Source organism: Methylomonas sp. 2BW1-5-20 (assembly GCF_052474515.1).
Genome location: NZ_CP184127.1, coordinates 4,760,718 through 4,778,242, shown reverse-complemented (window position 1 = coordinate 4,778,242; position 17,525 = coordinate 4,760,718). Strand labels below are relative to the sequence as shown.

Sequence of the window (17,525 nt, the reverse complement as noted above, 5' to 3'; positions counted from 1 at the left end):
TTTATTCGGACTTTTTATTCCGAAATGGGATGAACTAAGAGTTGCCATAATTCGTGAACTTATTTATATAGGCATAAAATGGTCACGAAAGGCGAGTTAGGAAACTCGGAAACTATAGGCTTTTGAATTTTATGGCGTGCCATAGACGATGAATCTGGGCACTGGTCAGAGGCGATGAGCCTGAACTCTTTTACATTGGAAGTGGATTATTGCCAATGATCGCCACCTGTGTGATAGGGTATAGAAGTCTACTTTCCGGCCAATAAAAAACCCGCATCAGCGGGTTTTTTATTATGAATTATCTCTATAATCTAGAGCGCTTTAAACTGCTCTTGAAGAGTTGTAGCACCTTTTAATAGCTCAGCTTTAATGTTTGCATTCTCATGAATTGTTGTTTGGATAATAGATAATGATTCGAGCAGGGAGTTAGTAGGAAGTACCAATGTAATTGTTGGCGTGACTGCCTGCGGACCGCTCTCCATGCCGAGAGTTAATTTTGAAACGGCAGGCCCCATTGCAAAGTTTATAATCTTGTCAGCGTAAAATAACTGTGTTGATCCTTCAGCAAGTATTGCGTGATTTTCTATATCGCGTTCTGACATATTGAGACTCTTGTTTCTAGAATATTAGTTTCAGTGTTTTTTCTTGGCAAAGCTTGGCGAAAACTTTCAATTAAATTTTGGCTTGCATTACAAACATTTATTCTCGTATTGCTGGCGATATTCAGCCCTATATAAAAGGTTTTATGATCGCCATTCAATAGATCATTAGCAACTTCCCTTGGTGATTGGATAGTCAAGTGGATTGGATATTGGTTCCCATAATGACTTTTAAGCTTCTCTAGTTGAGAATACCGATGCTCTGTCTCAAGGACACTAAGCATGGAGTCATTTTCAAAACTCTCAGCTTTAAGGGCTCTAGGTGATAGATCATCATGTTCTAATAAAAATGTACTAAAGCTTTCGAATTTAACTGATAGTGCAACGTCGAACACACTGCTTAACTTCAATAGTGTTCTGATGGATAATTTTCCATAACTAGGGTCTTCCATTCTTGCCACAGTTGATTGGCCTTTAACACCTAGTTTTTCCGCAAGATCTCCTTGAGACCATTCCCTTTCTAACCGCAATATACGAATCTGGTGAGCTAGTCCGTGTGCCAAATGCGATTTGACGAACGCATCTCGAAACCCTTTTTTCTTTAATCGACTTATTTTTGCGCTATACATACCTGATCTCCGTCGAATTTGATGCATTTTGCTATAGCGGTACCATTTTCAATTTGCTGCCGTCTACGATTAGCTGTCTCACACCAGCTTTTTGGGGTGATGCTGCCACCTTTTTCGGTGGTCCAAATCAGAATGGTGAATTCATCACTCCCCGGCCCAAAGTAACCTATTGGCCTTTGCTGCACATTATTCGCCTTGAATCTAATTTCGAAAAAATCCTTAAATGTCTGGCACTTGCTCATTTTGTGAGCATGAGGTCTTCTCCAATGCTGTCTTTCCATAGACCGCAAATAATCCAATGCCGTTTCAAATTCTGCTTTCAGTTCGTCTGTTCCGCTGTCATAACAGTCTTGAACGTCGCTTTTTAATTTAAGGTCAGCATAGCATTTTATTTTATACCTAAATTGGAAGCACGTATCACATTTTTGTGATTGCTTGATCTTGTTTGTGAAAAGAAGCTCGCTATTTAGGGCCATACGCCTCGTTCCATTTCCTATTTGATCCTTTAACGTTTGTTAGGTTCGGCATTTTGTGAATTGCTATTGAATCCCTCCGTTCATGTAACACGGGGGGCTACAGATACATTCTAGCAAAAACCCTCACGAGCACTACCCATCAAAACCTTACAGCACTTTTTATTTCTCCTCCCTTTAATCCCTCGGAAGTACAGAAAGCTTTAGACGGATGCAGAAATCCATAGGAGGGACCCGCCGGGGCAGCGAAGCGGTAGCCCCAGAGGCGGGAGGTCCCTGTGGAGTTCTGCATCCCACCGCAAATTCAAGTTGACACAGTAAAAATTCATAATGTAAAGTTCTCTCGAAATTCACAACGAAACTTATGTAGGTTTTATATGAAAACTTCTTATTTGACTAGCCTCTGGGACACTCCAGATAACTCACGCCTAACCGCCAAACAGTTCTCTTTGAGATTGCCTGTTCATGTATCGGCAAAAATCGCGGCCTTGTGCGAAATGTACCCAAACAAAACCAGAACACAAATCATCGGTGATTTACTGACCTCGGCATTAGAAGAGCTTGAGAAATCGTTGCCAACGAAGGCGGATTTCGAGCCTGTCGAGCGTGATCCCGACGGTCAACTAATTTTCGAGGACATTGGCCTGAGAAGCCGTTTTAGGCGCTTATCTAATAGCTATTACCAAGCGTTGGAAAAAGAGATTGGTAATGAAGACGCTCCGCCTTTATTTGAGCTGCCGTTGTACATTTCCGAAGATGGAATTAGCTTCAAATAATGACTAGCTGCTTACTGTCCGGCCTAGATACTGTTGAATGCGCCTATTACTTGGTGCCGGGCCGGGTATGCTCGCTGGACTTTGCCCGCCTGACGCTGGAAAAAGAAACCCTTCGCCAGAATAAAAGCCGCGATCCCAAGCTGATCAACCTGGGTGGTATTGAATTTATGCTCCATCCTTACGGCAGTAATTCAGGTTATCCGTTTGTAATATCCAATCAGGATTTCACGATTGCCTTTGGCGAATTCAATACACCAGCCTTTTTTGTAAAATTCCGAAGCTTTGCGCTGTGGCATCAAGGCGCATTCGCTTTGCATCAAATTTTTCTGAGCTGGGCCTTGTCCTTGGGCTTTGTGCAGCAAAGACCGGAAAGTTTGTCGCGGGTCGATTTCACCTTCGATTATGCGTTGCCGGCAATCGATTTCGATGAAGATCACTTCGTTTCCCTATCGAAGAAGGACAACCGCTACCGCTCAGATCAACAAATTCAAACCTTGCAATTCGGCAAGGGCGATGTGGTGCTTAGGGTTTATGACAAACTCGCAGAGATTGAGGAGCAAAGTCAGAAAACCTGGTTTCATGACCTATGGAATACCGAAAGCGAAAAGGTCTGGCGGATAGAATGGCAAATCAGGAAGCCGGTTTTGAAGCGCTTTAGCATAAAGACTTTTCAAGACTTGCAAGACGGTTCCGGCGACATTCTTCGCTACCTGGCAAACGACCACGACAGCCTGAGAGTGCCGACATCTGACAGCAATCGGGCTCGCTGGCCGCTACATCCTTTGTGGCAAGACTTAATACAACAAATCGGCCACTTCAAAGCTCAAGGCGTTTATCGCTCTATTGATCCCCAGTTGATTCTGGATGAACGATTAACTCGAATTGCCATTAGCTTATATGGCTATTCAAAACGGGTGGCGGCCATTGATTGCGTGCAAAACGGCAAACCGATGATCAGTATTGATGAGGCCGTAAAGCGCATCGCCGAGAAAATGGACTTGATCCACGACCCGCGCACTTGGTGCAATGATGTGGAAAAACGTATCAATGAAATCAGGTTGGGCCAATGGTAATGCTCGACACCATCAAAAAATTGATTGATGCTCGGAAAAACAAGACGCTGTTATTGGCGCAAACGGCGTTACCGGAACACCAGTATTCGGCATTTCGAAAATTGTTTCTCGATGAATTCGGCAAAAGTGGTTTGGAATCGGATTTGGAAAGGCTATTCAACGAGAAGTCAGCACACACCAGAAAGACAAGGCATGGGCAGGAATAGATTACGCGAAAAAGGAGGTGTGCGATGAGTGACTCCGGCTAACCTTTTCGATCTCTCTATACAATTCAACCCGGAAACGGACGAAGTCCGAGAAGATGAACTAAAACACATCCTCGACTATCTCCCCGAAATTTATCAAGAACTTGCCCGCCAAGCGGACATTACACCAGAGGAGTAAACAAGATGGCCGTTGCTCTCTATGCTCGCGTCTCGACCACCCGCCAGGCTGAAAACGATTTATCGATTCCTGATCAGTTAAAGCAAATACGGGAATGGTGCGGCGCCAATGGTTATGCCGTGGCGCAAGAGTATGTTGAGCCGGGCGCTTCGGCCACCGATGACAAACGCCCGGTTTTTCAGCAGATGATACGGGAAGCAACCTTAAACCCATCGCCGTTTGAAGCGGTGATCGTTCACAGTCAATCGCGCTTTTTCAGAAACTCGATTGATTTTGGCTTGTATGAGCGCAAGCTCAATCAAGCCGGTGTGCGGCTAATTTCCATTACACAGCCGACTAGCGACGATTCTTCCGGCGATATGGTGCGGAAAATTTTCAGCGTCTTCGATGAATTTCAAAGTAAGGAAACCTCAAAGCATACTGCGCGCTCCATGCTGGAAAATGCTCGACAAGGTTTTTTCAATGGTGCGCATCCGCCATTTGGTTATCGCGCCGTCGAAACCGAAGTCACCGGCAATCGTGGCCGCAAGAAAAAGCGGCTAGCCATTGATGAAACCGAAGCCGAAATCGTTCGGCGAATTTTCAAGCTGTATATCCACGGTCATCAAGGCAATCCGTTGGGGATGAAAGCTATTGCCACACTATTAAATCAGCAAGGCGTCTCGATGCGAGGTCGCCCCTGGCGCACACAAAAGCTGCAAGACCTGTTATCCGATAGCCTCTATATGGGCGAGTATTATTACAACCAATTCGACTCAAAAAAGCAGAAACCTAAACCACAGGATGAATGGATCAAAATCAGCGTCGATCCGATTGTTGACGAACCAACCTTCGCACGCGCCCGGCGCGCACGCGAGGAGCGAGCACCGGGCCGCGTCTCGCCAAGGTTGGTGAGTTCGCCCATTCTATTAAGCGGATTGCTGATCTGTGCGGAATGCGGTTCTGGCATGTCATTGATGACCGGCAAAAGCGGCCAATATCGCTATTACAAATGTACCAATCAGCGAGATAAAGGCAAAGACCGTTGCAGTACACCGAATGTCCCAATGGAAAAACTGGATGATTTAGTTTTAACACGTCTAGCAAACCATATCTGCAAGCCAGACCGGGTGAAGTCGATGCTGACGGACTTGCAAAAATTGCGCAAACAGGCCAATGCTCAAAGTAATCAGCACTTGGAAGCGCTAAAAAAACAAATAACAACCAATGACCTGAAAACCGCCAATCTTTATCAGGCGATTGAAGAGGGCTTGCCTTGGGATCACAGCACTCAAGACCGGATGCACAAGCTCAAAGCGGAAAGAGAAAACCTGTTGATTGAAATATCATCGATACGTCGGAATCAATCGATACCGAGCACCACCATTAATCAAAAACAAATCGATGGGTTCTGCCAAGCCTTAAAAGCTAGGCTGCTCGATAAAAGCTCAGGCTTTGGGAAAGGCTATCTGAAACTATTGGTGGATGAAGTCAGGATCGACGGCAAGCATGCCATCATGCAAGGCAGTTACGAAAATATAGCTTATGCGGTGGGCAGTTCTAAAGAAGCTGGCGAAGAGGTGCCCACTTTCATGCGTCAATGGCGTCCCGGAGACGATTCGAACGTCCGACCTGTCCCTTAGGAGGGGACCGCTCTATCCTGCTGAGCTACCGGGACCGTGAGTTGCGATTTTACCACAAGGCATAAGGCTAGGCTTTCTGTTTTCTAATCTCTACCCGTTCAAGCGAAGTGATGAAATAAGATAGCTTGGATTGGCTTTTTGCAGAGAGATTTTCAAAAAGCCCACCGATTTGCACTTTGGCGGAGGCTGCAGACACCGGCTTGACAAAGCGCACCGAGAGGTCGAAATCCATTACATAATCTTCAAAGGTAATTTGACAGTTTTTTATCGTATCACCACGCTGCACCCTCGCTCTATTCACCGGCACGGTGATGCCGGCACCTCCTCTGGACAAATCGAACAGACTGCCGCCAACCGAAATACCGGTACGCTGCACCACCCCGGAAAACGGGATATCTATGCTGCTTATTTCCAGGCGCGGGGTGCGCCGACGCTGAGGATAGAAAACGCGCTCGGGCAGCGGCGCCTTGTAATAATTGATGCCGCGCGAATGACCGACTTCAATATCGGTCAAATTAAAGGATAAGTGTATGCCTTTATGGAAGGTGGAAAGCTTCAATAAGCGACTAAGCAACAGTAAATCATTGCCGTGCTTAGGCATGAGCTCATCCAAAATGATGGTTTTTTTATCCAGCTTGACTGCGAGTATCGAGGAACTAAAGTCCTCCCCCTCCACCTGGACCGTACATAGCGGGGAGCTATTTTCAATGTCACCCAACAACTTGGCGATCTTATCGGGATCGGTAATAAAGTTAGGATTCTCAAAACTTAACAGCTCATCATCGTCGGTCTGAGCATGTTCCGCCGGCAGCGGTTTTGAAAAAAAATGCCTGAGTTTTCGCAGCATGAAGGCGACCTGTCTTATTATTCGACGCTCAGTCTACACCGAAATTAATGTATGCGAAAACAGCTCGTTACGGGCAACGCCATCCGGACCGTAGGTAGCGGTTAATGGCGACTTGCCTCTTAAAATTTGTAGCGATCGTTGAGTATGCCGGCTTAGCAGAGCGATGCTAGCACCATTTTGCTCGTTGATAGCGCGACATGTTTGGGAGAGTCTGACGATGCGATTCCAACAACTCCAGGATTCGGAAATGTTGATGCCGGCAGCCTTGGCTTTGACAAGATAATTTTTAATTCCGTCGTTACTCACCACCAACTGCTCGGTGGCGAGCACCTGCCCTAATTGCTTGGTAAATAGCTCAAGCTGGGCAACTAGATCTTTTTTGTGCGAAGCAAGAGCCGAAATCGCATCCGCATCGGCTTTTTGCTTTAGATTCACGGCTTCCGCACTGAGTAAATCGTGCAGATTTTGCGTTGCTTTTAAGCCGTTATTCAATAATTTTTCGGTGATTTGATAAGTTTTCTCTATCATGACGTCATGTGCTATCGGTTAATTGACCCTCAAATTGCAACATTTTCTCGGCAACGCGTTCGGCGTTGACTTGATAGTTGCCGGCCTGCACGGCGGCTTTTATGGCCGCGACACGGTCTTCGTTCACCACGGGGGCGGCACTGCTCGCAGCTGTCGCCAATTTAATATCCTGCGCGGCCGCAGTGATTTCGACAGTATCGGTAGAGACGCCATTAACAGGTTTCTCTTTAAGCTCTGCCGAGTCTTTGATCGCTGATTTTGCCGGTAGCGGTGTGCTAACAGGTTTGCCGGTAATTGATTCGATAGCCATGGCGAAAATCCTAAATGAGTTTTATCTGAAGCATTTAGCGGCATCATCATAAATTCCTTTAATGCTTTATCAAAAATAAACCGATACCTGACCGGCATCGACCACGGTAGCCTGTATCACCCGCTGTGAAGACAAGTTTTTGACTTTAATCTTCTGCCCTTTGGCGCCATCGGCCATAGCGGTGCCGACGGCGCTAATTAACACCCCGGACTTGCCGGATTGGATATTAACGCGCTCGCCCCGCCTTACCATGGTCAAATCGGTAAAATGCTGTTTACTTAACACGCTTCCGGCAGGAATATTGCGCACCGCCTGTTTCTCAACAACATCGTCCAATTCAGTCAAATATCCTTGCTGTATCAAACCCACATCGCGAGTCTCCTTGCTCAAATACTCAGCACGAGTCACATCACCGCGTCGCAAAGACCGGTTGAGCACCAATACCTCTTTAAACGATTTCACCGTCACCATACTGTAAATCGTCCAACCTTTTTCGCCGTGACAACTTACACCCATCGTATTCCTGCCGGCCTTTAACTCACCGGATTGGGCAAACACCTGCAAAGGTTGTTCGCACTGCGGTAATTGCAACCGCGGATCGATTTGCACACCACCGATCTCATATTTGCCGCCGGGTTCAAGATTCGCGCCTATATACTGATTAACCGCATCCTGAATCAGCGGCACCGATTGCATCGGAGCCGCAAAGGCCATTTCGGAAGCCAGCAACAAAACACTCTGTAATTTTATGATCTTCATCGCAATCGCCGTATTTTTGACTTTTGCAGAAAATACAGCACGAAACATACCAGTAATTTTCTAAAGTAAAAAAAAGTAAAGTCGCTATAATTGCAAACAGCATATTTCAGGGGGTTTTATGGCCGGAGTCTTAGACGGAGTCGATCAGCGCACTAAACTGGCGGGACACAACAGATTCGAACTATTGTTGTTTAAACTGGTTAGCAAACAACGCTTTGGAATTAACGTATTCAAAGTCCAAGAAGTCATTCAATGCCCGCCCCTCACCCAAATCCCTAACTCCCATTCAGTGATTTGCGGGGTCGCCCACCTTCGCGGCAAAACCATTCCGGTACTGGACTTATCAATGGCGATCGGCATGCGTCCGCTATCGCGCGATGCCGGCTGTTATGTCATCGTCACTGAATATAACCGTTCGATCCAAGGCTTTCTGGTGGGCTCGGTAGATCGGATCATCAACATCGGCTGGGAACAAGTCAAAGCCCCTCCCACCGGCACCGGCAAGGAGAGCTATCTAACCGCCGTTACGGAAATCGAGGGCGAATTAATCGAAGTAATCGATGTCGAAAAAGTCATGAAAGAAGTCATCGGCGGCAGGGAAGAGGCTTCCGCCGAAGTGATAGACAGCGAAATAGTCAGCAAGAACGACCATATTTTGGTGGTCGACGATTCGTCGGTGGCGAGAAATCAAGTAAAACGCGTCTGCCAACAAATTGGTATCGAATGCACGTTGCTCAAGGATGGCCAGGAAGCCTGGGATCATTTGTCCGCATTGGTTGCGGAAGGCGTCGACATTCAGGATCGCTATTCGATGGTCATTTCCGATGTGGAAATGCCGCGCATGGACGGCTACACCTTGGCCACCAAAATTAAAGCCGATCCCAATATGAAGCAAATCTATTTGATCCTACACACCTCATTAAGCGGCGTGTTTAACACCGCCATGGTGCAAAAAGTCGGCGCTAACGAGTTCCTGGCCAAGTTCGACCCGGACTCCTTGATGAACTCGATTCAAAATCAGCTCAAGGTTTACCATGCCGCGCATACCTGATCGAAGCACCTCTCTCCGCCTAACTCCGCAAACCAAATATGTTGAATTTGGCTGATCCGGGTAAATCGACCGGAAAGATTATCGACATTTCCGCCGCAGAGTATCAAGCCATACAACAATTCCTCAGTCAAAACTGCGGCATCGAATTGGGCGACAGCAAACAATATCTGGTGAAAAGCCGTTTATTGCCATTGCTGAATAAACTGGAATATTCCAGCTTCGGCGAACTGGCCAGCGGTCTGCAATCCGCTTCGTTTTCCTCGCAAAAATTGAAAAGCGCGGTAATAGACGCGATGACCACCAACGAAACCTTCTGGTTTCGCGATGAACGCCAATTCGCCGAGCTAAGAGAGAAGGTTCTCCCCAGCTTGCTGAACGCCAAAAACGGCAACGTCAGAATTTGGTCGGCCGCTTGCTCATCCGGCCAAGAACCATACTCAATCGGCATCTGCGCGCTGGAAGCGATCAAAGCCACGACAAAAGCGCGCTCGGTACAAATTATCGGCACCGACATCTCCGAAACCATACTCGAAGAAGCCAAGAAAGCGGTTTATTCGGAAGCCGCACTGTCCCGCGGCGTGGATCACACCACCAAGGCCCGCTATTTCCAAAAAAATTACGATGGCTACTTACTCGCTCCCGAAGTCAGCCAACTGGTACGCTTCCAACAATTCAATCTACTTAAATCATTCACGGCGCTGGGCCGTTTCGACCTGATCTTCTGCCGCAACGTATTGATCTATTTCTCGGACCAAGTCAAACGGGACATCCTGAGCCGCATGGCCGACAGCCTTGAACCCGGCGGTTATCTGTTTCTCAGTAGCACCGAAGCCATGCCCATAGGCTTAAACTCGTTTGAACTGGTCCGCTCCGGCTTAACCAACTATTTCAAAAAAGTCGCTTAAACCACCGTCAGTTTCTTGACGACCCCGAGAAGCGGCAGCATTTTGCCGCCCCTTCCGAAATACCTTTTTTTGACGCTTCATCCGCCGCCCAAAAACCCCATCTAACTGAAATAAAATAAGATTTATTTTATGGCACATTTACTGCTTTAAGGTTTAAAAACCCAAAGGTGGCAATTATGGCTATTAATTTCGATAGTGCCTTAGGCATACATCCGCAAGCGTTGGCGTTGCGTGAAAAGCGCAGCGAGATCCTGGCCTCTAATCTGGCCAACGCCGATACGCCAGACTACAAAGCTCGCGACCTCGATTTCAAATCGGTGTTTCAGCAAACCCTGGCCGGCCAAGGTGCGGAGCTTAAACGCAGCCAGCAAGGCCACATATCCAGCCGCAACGACGTACTCGGCGCCGAACTGCTTTACCGCAATCCGCAACAAGCTTCGCTGGACGGCAATACCGTCGAATCTCATATCGAGCAAGCCAAATACGCCGAAAATGCAGTGCAATACGAAGCCAGTCTGCGCTTTGTCAACGACGATTTTTCAGGGCTGATGACGGCCATTAGAGGAGAATAATCATGTCTTCATTTCGCATCTTCGATGTTGCCGGCAGCGGCATGAACGCGCAGAACCTCAGACTCAATCTGGTCGCCAGCAATATCTCCAATGCCAGCAGCATCAGCAGTAGTATCGACCAGGCATACAAGTCCCGGCAACCGGTATTTGCCGCCGAATTAAAAAACGCGATGGACAAAAACAGCACTGCCAGCGGTGTCAATGTCTTGGGGGTCGTCGAAAATCAGGCACCACCGGTGATGGAATACGCCCCCAACCATCCGTTGGCCGATGCCACCGGCTATATCTATAAACCCAATGTCAACACCGTGGAAGAAATGGCCAATATGATGTCGGCCACCCGCTCCTACGAAAACAATGTAGAAGTGTTGAACACTGCCAAAAACTTGATGTTACAGACCCTGAAAATGGGACGTTGAGGCTTATATGACCAGCGCAATAGACACATTTAACAGTCTCGGATTGGCAACCACCGATTCCAGCACCTCGAAAACCACGCAAAAACAGACATTGGGACAAGACCAGTTTCTGAAACTGCTGACCACGCAAATGACGCATCAGGATCCGATGAAACCCATGGATAACGGTGAGTTTCTCGGCCAAATGGCCCAGTTCAGTACCGTATCAGGCATCCAAGACCTGCAAGCATCCTTCAAGGATTTCGCCAGCTCGCTCAGCTCCGACCAAGCACTGCAAGCGGCAGGCCTGGTCGGCCGCCATGTTTCCGCGCCCTCAAGCGAAGCGTTGCTTGGCGCCGGCGGCAGCGTCACCGGCGATTTCGAAATGCCCAGCAGCTCGCCGAATGTCAGCGTCAAGATCATTGATCCGCAGACCGGCGCCACTATCCGCGAAATTGATATGGGCGCGCAAGCGGCCGGCACTACTAACTTCGAATGGGACGGTAAAGACAGCAACAATTTATTTGCCGACCCCGGCGTATACAAAATTCAAGCCTCGGCGCAAATTGACGGCGTCAATACGGCGCTTGCCACCAATATCACTTCGCTGGTGAAAAGCGTGACAATGGGCAGCGGCAGCACCGGACTTCAAGTCAATCTCGACGGCGTTGGCACCGTTAAATTCAGTCAAATTAAACAAATCTTGTAGGAATAGTCATCATGCCTTTTACAACAGCATTAAGCGGCTTAAACGCCGCATCCAACAATCTGGCGGTGACCGGCAATAACATTGCCAATGCCAACACCGTCGGCTTTAAAAAATCCCGATCCGAATTCGCGGACGTTTACGCCTCCAGTTTGGGGGGCGTCAGCAACACCACCCCCGGAGCCGGCGTCAAAGTCGCCAATGTTGCGCAACAGTTCAATCAAGGCAATTTACAGTTCACGGACAACAACCTGGATTTGGCAATCAGCGGCGAAGGCTTTTTTACCATGGCTAAAAGCCCGACCGAAACCAACGACTTGTCCTACACCCGCGCCGGCGAGTTTAAATTAAACAAGGACGGCTACCTGGTCAACAATCAGGGTAAGGCCTTACTGGTATATGCGCCCAACACCACCAAGGTAGAAGACGGTTTTAGTACAGGCGTGACCACACCGGTGCAAATTAATACGCTAACCGGCCTACCTTCCACTACCGATACCGTCAACATCCAGCTAAATCTGGATGCGCAAGCCAGCATAACCCCCGGAACCCTAACTTTTGACCCGAACGACAGCAATACCTATAACTCGCAGACTTCGACAACCGTTTACGACTCCCTAGGTTCGCCGCACATTTTAACCACCTATTACGTCAAACTGGATCCTTCCACGGCGCCGGTTACCGGCACCTCGGAATGGTTGGTGTATCACTATATGAGCGAACCCGCCACGCCGAAAACAAAAACCGCGGTGCCGGTAACAGCCGGCCAATTGGGAGGAACCACTCCCGAGTCCGCAAAACTGACTTTCGATTCCGGCGGCAAACTGATTACCCCACTGGATGGCAAGTTTTCCTTAGGCAATTACGTTATTACTCCGCCAACCGGCGCCGCGGATATTAAGATCGGCACCATGAATTTTTTCGGCACCACCCAAGTCCAGCAAAAATTCAGCGTCAATGGTATGACGCAGAACGGTTTGCCGGCCGGACGCTTAACCGGCATCGATATCGATGACGAAGGCGTGATTTTTGCCCGTTTCAGTAACGGCGGCTCGCAGACCATGGGTAAAGTTGCATTAACCCGTTTTGCCAATAATAACGGCCTGGCAAAACTCGGCGACACCGCCTGGGGACAAAGCGCCAATTCCGGCGAACCGATTCCCGGCCAAGCGGGCGCCAACAACTTCGGCTCGATTCAAGCCGGTGCCCTGGAAAGTTCAAACGTCGACCTGTCGGCGCAGTTGGTGAATTTGATCGTGGCTCAGCAAGCTTACCAAGCCAACGCGCAAACCATCACGACCGAAAACACCATCATGCAGACTATCCTGCAAATCCGTTAAATAATGGAGAAGGGTCATGGATCGTAGCCTATACATTGCCATGAACGGCGCCAAGCAGACTTTACTGGCGCAAACAGCCAACGCCAATAATCTGGCCAACACCCAGACTACCGGTTTCAAGGCGGATTTCGAGCAATTTCGGGCGATGCCGGCCTTCGGCCCGGGCTTCCCGACGCGGGTCTATGCGATGACGGAACGCCCCGGCACGAATATGTCGGCCGGCGCTATTCAAACTACCGGCCGAGATTTGGATCTTGCTGTCGACGGCAGCGGCTGGATCGCGGTAAGCGGTGCGGACGGTAAGGAAGCATATACCCGAGCCGGCGACCTGAAAATCACGCCCGAAGGCTTACTGCAAACCGGCGCCGGGTTATCGGTAATCGGCGAAAGCGGCAAACCCATTACCATTCCGCCCGCCCAAAAGATGGAAATCGGTACCGACGGTACGATCAGCATAGTGCCGCAGGGCGCCAATGCCACTAACACCGTCATCACCGAAAGAATCAAGCTCGTCAACCCCGACCCCGCAAGCCTGGAAAAGCGCGACGATGGTTTGATGCACCCCACCCAAGCCGGGGTTATCCCGGCCGATGCCAATGTGACTGTCGTTCAAGGCGCGCTGGAATCCAGCAATGTCAATGCGTTGTCTGCAATGGTGGAGATGATAGAACTCTCCAAAAACTTTGAGCTGCAAACTAAAGTCATGAAAAACATCGACGACTTAGCAGGCACCGCGAGCAAATTAATGCAAATGGCATAAAACCTGCATTACTCCTGATAAGACAAAAAATTGTCATCAGGAGGCAGTCATGACAGAAAGAGCATTATGGGTCGCAAAATCCGGTTTGGATGCCCAACAAACCCGCATGGCGGTTATTTCCAACAACCTCGCCAACGTCAATACCACCGGCTTTAAAAAAGCCAGACCGATCTTCGCCGACTTGATGTATCAAAACGTCAGACAGGCCGGCGGCCAAACCACCCAAAACACCCAATTGCCCACTGGACTGCAGCTGGGAACCGGCGTCAGGACGGTGGCTACCGAAAAAATCCACACCCAAGGCAATATTCTGCAAACCGGCAACTCGCTGGACATAGCGGTCAGCGGCAGAGGTTTTCTGCAAATTTTAATGCCTAACGGCGACATCAACTATACCCGCGACGGCTCGTTCAAAGTCGATTCCACCGGGCAAGTTGTAACCTCCAACGGGATGCCGTTGGAACCGGCCATCACCATACCGCAGGACGCGCTCAATATCACCATTGGCCAGGATGGCACCGTAACCGTCACCCAGCCGGGCTCGGCAACCGCAAACCAGATCGGCCAGATTCAAATAGCCGATTTCATTAATACCGCCGGTTTAGAGCCGATTGGCGACAACTTGTTCAGAGAAACCGTTGCCAGCGGCGCACCGATTATCGGCACACCCAGCGAAAACGAATTGGGCAGTTTGACGCAAGGCGCTTTGGAGACATCCAACGTCAACGTGGTCGAAGAACTGGTGAATATGATTGAAACCCAACGCGCGTACGAGATGAACTCCAAAGCCATCTCGACCACGGACCAAATGCTGTCCTTCGTCACTCAACAACTTTAATTTAGGACAAAGATCATGAACCGATTAGCTCAACATCAGCGGCAAACAAGCGGCAAATTTTTGCTGGTGGCGGCAATCGCGCTGTTGCTGGCCGGTTGCGATACCTTGCCAAAACGCGATCCCGACTTCGCGCCGGTACAACCCGCCGATTTACGCCCGCCCAGACAAAGCAACGGCGCCATTTATCAAGCCGGCTACGACATGCGTTTGTTCGAGGACATCAAAACCCGCCGAGTCGGCGACATTTTGACCATCACCTTGGCCGAGGACACCAAGGCCAAAAAACAAGCGGATATGAACACATCGAAAGACACTTCGGTGTCGGTTACCGCCCCTACTTTGTTCGGCGTTGCCAGCCAAGCCTTGCTGGGACATGACTTAAAAACCAGTTTGGCCGCAACATCCAAGTTTGCCGGGATAGGCAAGGCCGACCAAAGCAATAGCTTAACCGGAGACATCAGCGTAACGGTGGTGGAAGTATTACCCAACGGCAATATGCGGGTGCGCGGCGAAAAACGAGTAACGTTAAACGACGGCAGCGAATACATCCGGGTCTCCGGTATCGTCCGCCCCATTGATATAGACGCTGGCAATACCATTTCCTCGGCCAAAGTGGCCGATGCCACCATCATGTACACCGGCGACGGCGGCATGGCCGACTCCAACAAAGTTGGTTGGTTGGCGAGATTTTTCCTGAGTCCGATCTTTCCGTTCTAAGAACGAAGGAAACGCGCTCACTTGGAGACAGACATGAACAAACATATCGTATCAATCGCATTTATCGCCTTCTTATTGGCTACGGGCCTTGCTAGAGCGGAACGCATAAAAGACCTGGCCTCCGTTGCCGGCGTCCGCACCAATCAACTGGTGGGTTACGGCTTGGTCACCGGCTTGGATAAGTCCGGCGACAAATCCTCCAAATTCACACCGCAAAGCTTACGCAGCATGATGGGTCAGCTGGGATTAACCTTGCCGTCGGGCACAGATCCCAAGGCCAAAAACACCGCATTCGTCAGCGTTCACGCCGAGCTGCCGGCTTTTGCCAAGCCTGGTCAAAAAATTGACGTCACCGTTTCGTCGATAGGCGATGCCAAAAGCCTGCGCGGCGGCTCGCTGTTGATGAGTCCTTTACGTGGCGCCGATGGCAACGTATACGCGGTTGCCCAAGGTAATTTGGTCGTTGGCGGTTTAAGCGCCTCCGGCGAAGACGGCTCGAAAATCACCGTCAACAATCCCTTGGTCGGCCGCGTACCGAACGGCGCCACCGTGGAACAGTCCGTACCGACGTCATTCGACCAAAGCAGCGAGCTGGTATTCAATCTTAACAACACCGACTTTACCACTGCGACTAGCATGGCGGCGGCCATTAATAAGGCATTAGGTGCCGATACCGCCGCCGCAATCGATGCAGGCTCGGTTAGCGTCAGGGCACCGGTTGACCCTTCCCAACGCGTGAGTTTTGTTTCTGTGATCGAAAATATCAATGTTGTGCCGGACGATGCTCCAGCGAAAGTCATCGTCAATTCGCGAACCGGCACCGTGATTATCAATAGCAAAGTGCGCGTGCAACCGGCAGCAGTCTCGCACGGCAGCCTGACGGTCACCATCAGCGAAAATCCGCAGGTTAGCCAACCCAATCCATTATCCGGCGGCAGCACCGTGGTCACGCCACAATCCAATATCTCGGTAAAAGAAGATAAAAACCATATGTTTGTTTTCAACCCCGGGGTATCGCTCGACGAAATCGTCCAAGCCGTGAACGGCGTCGGCGCCGGCCCCAGCGACTTGGTGGCAATCTTGGAAGCCCTGAAAACCGCCGGTGCGCTGAGAGCCGAGTTGATTGTGATTTAACAACACCAACGTAATCGACTAAGTGATTGACTGGAGATTCCCATGTTAAACGTAGACAGCGCTTCGGTGTATACCGACTTCAACGGCCTGGCGAAACTTAAACAAAGCGCGCGCGAGCAATCGCCGGAAGCGATCAAGGAAGTCGCCAAGCAGTTCGAGTCGGTGTTTTTAAGCATGGTTATGAAAGGCATGCGTCAGGCTAAATTGGCGGATGGCATCCTGGACAGCCAGCAAAGCCAATTTTATCGGGATATGTACGATCAGCAAATGGCCGTGCATCTGGCCGGTAAACCCGGCATCGGTTTTGCGGATTTAATTGCCAAACAATTATCGCCCAAACAAAACGACGACGAAAAAGACAACACACTGAACACTAACGACTTCTTGAATCGTGCCGCCGATACCGGCGCCAGCAGTAACGTGAACAACCCGCAATCGATACGTACAGCGGAGGACCCCACGGCCGCCGAGCAAAAACCATTGGACGCCTCCGGGTTGAGCAGCCTGGAACGCAGCTTGGCCCGCTTGGAACGCAGTCAGCAAGTCACGGCCGGCCAATGGCAGACCCTGGAAGATAATCTGCAAAATGTGGATAGCCAGCCGCTAAATTCTAAGGAAGATTTTATTAGGGAATTATCGCCACATGCCCAGCAAGCCGCGCAAACACTGGGTGTCGATGCGAATATGTTGCTGGCGCAAGCCGCGCTGGAAACCGGCTGGGGACAATCCGTGATTAAGAACGGCCAAGGCGAAAACAGCTACAACCTGTTTAACATCAAAGCCGATAAATCCTGGCAAGGCAAACAGGCCAAATCCATGACAGTGGAATTCGATGGCGGTGTCGCCAAGAAAGAGATGGCCGGCTTCCGGGCCTACGATTCCTATAAAGCCAGTTTCGACGACTACGTGAACTTTATCAAAACCAATCCGCGCTACAGCGAAGCGCTGAAAAAGTCCGGCAATGCGGGACAATATCTGCGCGAACTACAACAGGCCGGTTACGCCACCGATCCGCGTTATGCCGAAAAAGTGATGACGATTTATCGGAGTCAAACCGCCGAACGCGCGGCAGCTCTGAAAAGTACCGGTTAGGAGGAAGCAATC

At 49.6% G+C, this 17,525-nt stretch carries 22 protein-coding genes and 1 tRNA gene; 15 read left to right on the top strand and 8 right to left on the bottom strand.

Annotation, left to right across the window (positions count from 1 at the left end):
* Positions 1-311 precede the first annotated feature (311 nt).
* The 3 genes from ACH50O_RS21970 to ACH50O_RS21960 are packed head-to-tail and all read right to left on the bottom strand — an operon-like array spanning position 312 to position 1,704.
* Positions 312-602, bottom strand: coding sequence for a hypothetical protein (locus tag ACH50O_RS21970; protein ID WP_446809887.1), 291 nt, complete (start codon positions 600-602; stop codon positions 312-314).
* A complete protein-coding gene (locus tag ACH50O_RS21965; RefSeq protein ID WP_446809886.1) occupies positions 584-1,228 on the bottom strand; it encodes a helix-turn-helix transcriptional regulator in 645 nt (214 codons plus the stop codon). The genes ACH50O_RS21970 and ACH50O_RS21965 overlap by 19 nt, the downstream gene beginning before the upstream one ends.
* Positions 1,210-1,704 (bottom strand): hypothetical protein, encoded by a 495-nt coding sequence (locus ACH50O_RS21960; protein WP_446809885.1) that lies wholly within the window; start codon positions 1,702-1,704, stop codon positions 1,210-1,212. Before ACH50O_RS21960 ends, ACH50O_RS21965 begins: the two co-directional genes overlap by 19 nt.
* 374 nt (positions 1,705-2,078) lie before the next feature.
* Here ACH50O_RS21960 and ACH50O_RS21955 point away from each other — a divergent pair, with 374 nt between their 5' ends.
* From ACH50O_RS21955 to ACH50O_RS21940, 4 genes are all read left to right on the top strand, one after another.
* Positions 2,079-2,477 carry a hypothetical protein gene (locus tag ACH50O_RS21955; protein ID WP_446809884.1) on the top strand — a complete coding sequence of 133 codons (399 nt, stop codon included), beginning with the start codon at positions 2,079-2,081 and terminating at the stop codon, positions 2,475-2,477.
* Positions 2,477-3,550 carry a phage/plasmid replication domain-containing protein gene (locus ACH50O_RS21950; protein WP_446809883.1) on the top strand — a complete coding sequence of 358 codons (1,074 nt, stop codon included), beginning with the start codon at positions 2,477-2,479 and terminating at the stop codon, positions 3,548-3,550. Before ACH50O_RS21955 ends, ACH50O_RS21950 begins: the two co-directional genes overlap by 1 nt.
* On the top strand, positions 3,550-3,756 hold the full coding sequence (locus ACH50O_RS21945) for a hypothetical protein (RefSeq protein ID WP_446809882.1): 207 nt from the start codon (positions 3,550-3,552) through the stop codon (positions 3,754-3,756). Before ACH50O_RS21950 ends, ACH50O_RS21945 begins: the two co-directional genes overlap by 1 nt.
* A 183-nt stretch (positions 3,757-3,939) precedes the next feature.
* Positions 3,940-5,556 carry a recombinase family protein gene (locus tag ACH50O_RS21940; RefSeq protein WP_446812177.1) on the top strand — a complete coding sequence of 539 codons (1,617 nt, stop codon included), beginning with the start codon at positions 3,940-3,942 and terminating at the stop codon, positions 5,554-5,556.
* Here ACH50O_RS21940 and ACH50O_RS21935 read toward each other — a convergent pair.
* From ACH50O_RS21935 to flgA, 5 genes are all read right to left on the bottom strand, one after another.
* A tRNA-Arg gene (locus ACH50O_RS21935) sits at positions 5,515-5,591 on the bottom strand. The genes ACH50O_RS21940 and ACH50O_RS21935 overlap by 42 nt on opposite strands.
* Before the next feature lie 32 nt (positions 5,592-5,623).
* Positions 5,624-6,274, bottom strand: a complete 651-nt coding sequence (locus ACH50O_RS21930; protein WP_446809881.1) for a flagellar brake protein — start codon at positions 6,272-6,274, stop codon at positions 5,624-5,626.
* A gap of 162 nt (positions 6,275-6,436) precedes the next feature.
* Complete coding sequence (locus ACH50O_RS21925; protein ID WP_446809880.1) at positions 6,437-6,931, bottom strand: flagella synthesis protein FlgN; 495 nt, start codon at positions 6,929-6,931, stop codon at positions 6,437-6,439.
* A gap of 4 nt (positions 6,932-6,935) precedes the next feature.
* Positions 6,936-7,241 (bottom strand): flagellar biosynthesis anti-sigma factor FlgM, encoded by a 306-nt coding sequence (gene flgM, locus ACH50O_RS21920; protein ID WP_446809879.1) that lies wholly within the window; start codon positions 7,239-7,241, stop codon positions 6,936-6,938.
* A 69-nt stretch (positions 7,242-7,310) separates the two neighbouring features.
* Complete coding sequence (gene flgA, locus ACH50O_RS21915) at positions 7,311-8,000, bottom strand: flagellar basal body P-ring formation chaperone FlgA (RefSeq protein ID WP_446809878.1); 690 nt, start codon at positions 7,998-8,000, stop codon at positions 7,311-7,313.
* Between the two features lie 118 nt (positions 8,001-8,118).
* Here flgA and ACH50O_RS21910 point away from each other — a divergent pair, with 118 nt between their 5' ends.
* The 11 genes from ACH50O_RS21910 to flgJ all read left to right on the top strand — a co-directional run bounded on the left by ACH50O_RS21910 (position 8,119) and on the right by flgJ (position 17,513).
* Positions 8,119-9,051: a chemotaxis protein CheV gene (locus tag ACH50O_RS21910; protein ID WP_446809877.1), complete on the top strand. Its 933-nt coding sequence runs from the start codon at positions 8,119-8,121 to the stop codon at positions 9,049-9,051.
* A gap of 38 nt (positions 9,052-9,089) precedes the next feature.
* Positions 9,090-9,956 (top strand): CheR family methyltransferase, encoded by an 867-nt coding sequence (locus ACH50O_RS21905; RefSeq protein ID WP_446809876.1) that lies wholly within the window; start codon positions 9,090-9,092, stop codon positions 9,954-9,956.
* Between the two features lie 176 nt (positions 9,957-10,132).
* Positions 10,133-10,528 (top strand): flagellar basal body rod protein FlgB, encoded by a 396-nt coding sequence (gene flgB, locus ACH50O_RS21900; RefSeq protein ID WP_446809875.1) that lies wholly within the window; start codon positions 10,133-10,135, stop codon positions 10,526-10,528.
* Positions 10,529-10,530: 2 nt separating this feature from the next.
* Positions 10,531-10,947 carry a flagellar basal body rod protein FlgC gene (gene flgC, locus ACH50O_RS21895; protein ID WP_446809874.1) on the top strand — a complete coding sequence of 139 codons (417 nt, stop codon included), beginning with the start codon at positions 10,531-10,533 and terminating at the stop codon, positions 10,945-10,947.
* Positions 10,948-10,954: 7 nt separating this feature from the next.
* A complete protein-coding gene (locus tag ACH50O_RS21890) occupies positions 10,955-11,635 on the top strand; it encodes a flagellar hook assembly protein FlgD (protein WP_446809873.1) in 681 nt (226 codons plus the stop codon).
* Positions 11,636-11,646: 11 nt separating this feature from the next.
* Positions 11,647-12,972 carry a flagellar hook protein FlgE gene (gene flgE, locus ACH50O_RS21885; RefSeq protein ID WP_446809872.1) on the top strand — a complete coding sequence of 442 codons (1,326 nt, stop codon included), beginning with the start codon at positions 11,647-11,649 and terminating at the stop codon, positions 12,970-12,972.
* A 16-nt stretch (positions 12,973-12,988) separates the two neighbouring features.
* On the top strand, positions 12,989-13,732 hold the full coding sequence (gene flgF, locus ACH50O_RS21880) for a flagellar basal-body rod protein FlgF (RefSeq protein ID WP_446809871.1): 744 nt from the start codon (positions 12,989-12,991) through the stop codon (positions 13,730-13,732).
* Between the two features lie 49 nt (positions 13,733-13,781).
* Positions 13,782-14,570, top strand: coding sequence for a flagellar basal-body rod protein FlgG (gene flgG, locus ACH50O_RS21875; RefSeq protein WP_446809870.1), 789 nt, complete (start codon positions 13,782-13,784; stop codon positions 14,568-14,570).
* Positions 14,571-14,585: 15 nt separating this feature from the next.
* Positions 14,586-15,287, top strand: a complete 702-nt coding sequence (gene flgH / locus ACH50O_RS21870) for a flagellar basal body L-ring protein FlgH (RefSeq protein ID WP_446809869.1) — start codon at positions 14,586-14,588, stop codon at positions 15,285-15,287.
* A gap of 33 nt (positions 15,288-15,320) precedes the next feature.
* Positions 15,321-16,421, top strand: coding sequence for a flagellar basal body P-ring protein FlgI (locus ACH50O_RS21865; RefSeq protein WP_446809868.1), 1,101 nt, complete (start codon positions 15,321-15,323; stop codon positions 16,419-16,421).
* 42 nt (positions 16,422-16,463) lie between these two features.
* Positions 16,464-17,513, top strand: coding sequence for a flagellar assembly peptidoglycan hydrolase FlgJ (gene flgJ, locus ACH50O_RS21860; protein WP_446809867.1), 1,050 nt, complete (start codon positions 16,464-16,466; stop codon positions 17,511-17,513).
* The last annotated feature ends 12 nt before the right edge of the window (positions 17,514-17,525 follow it).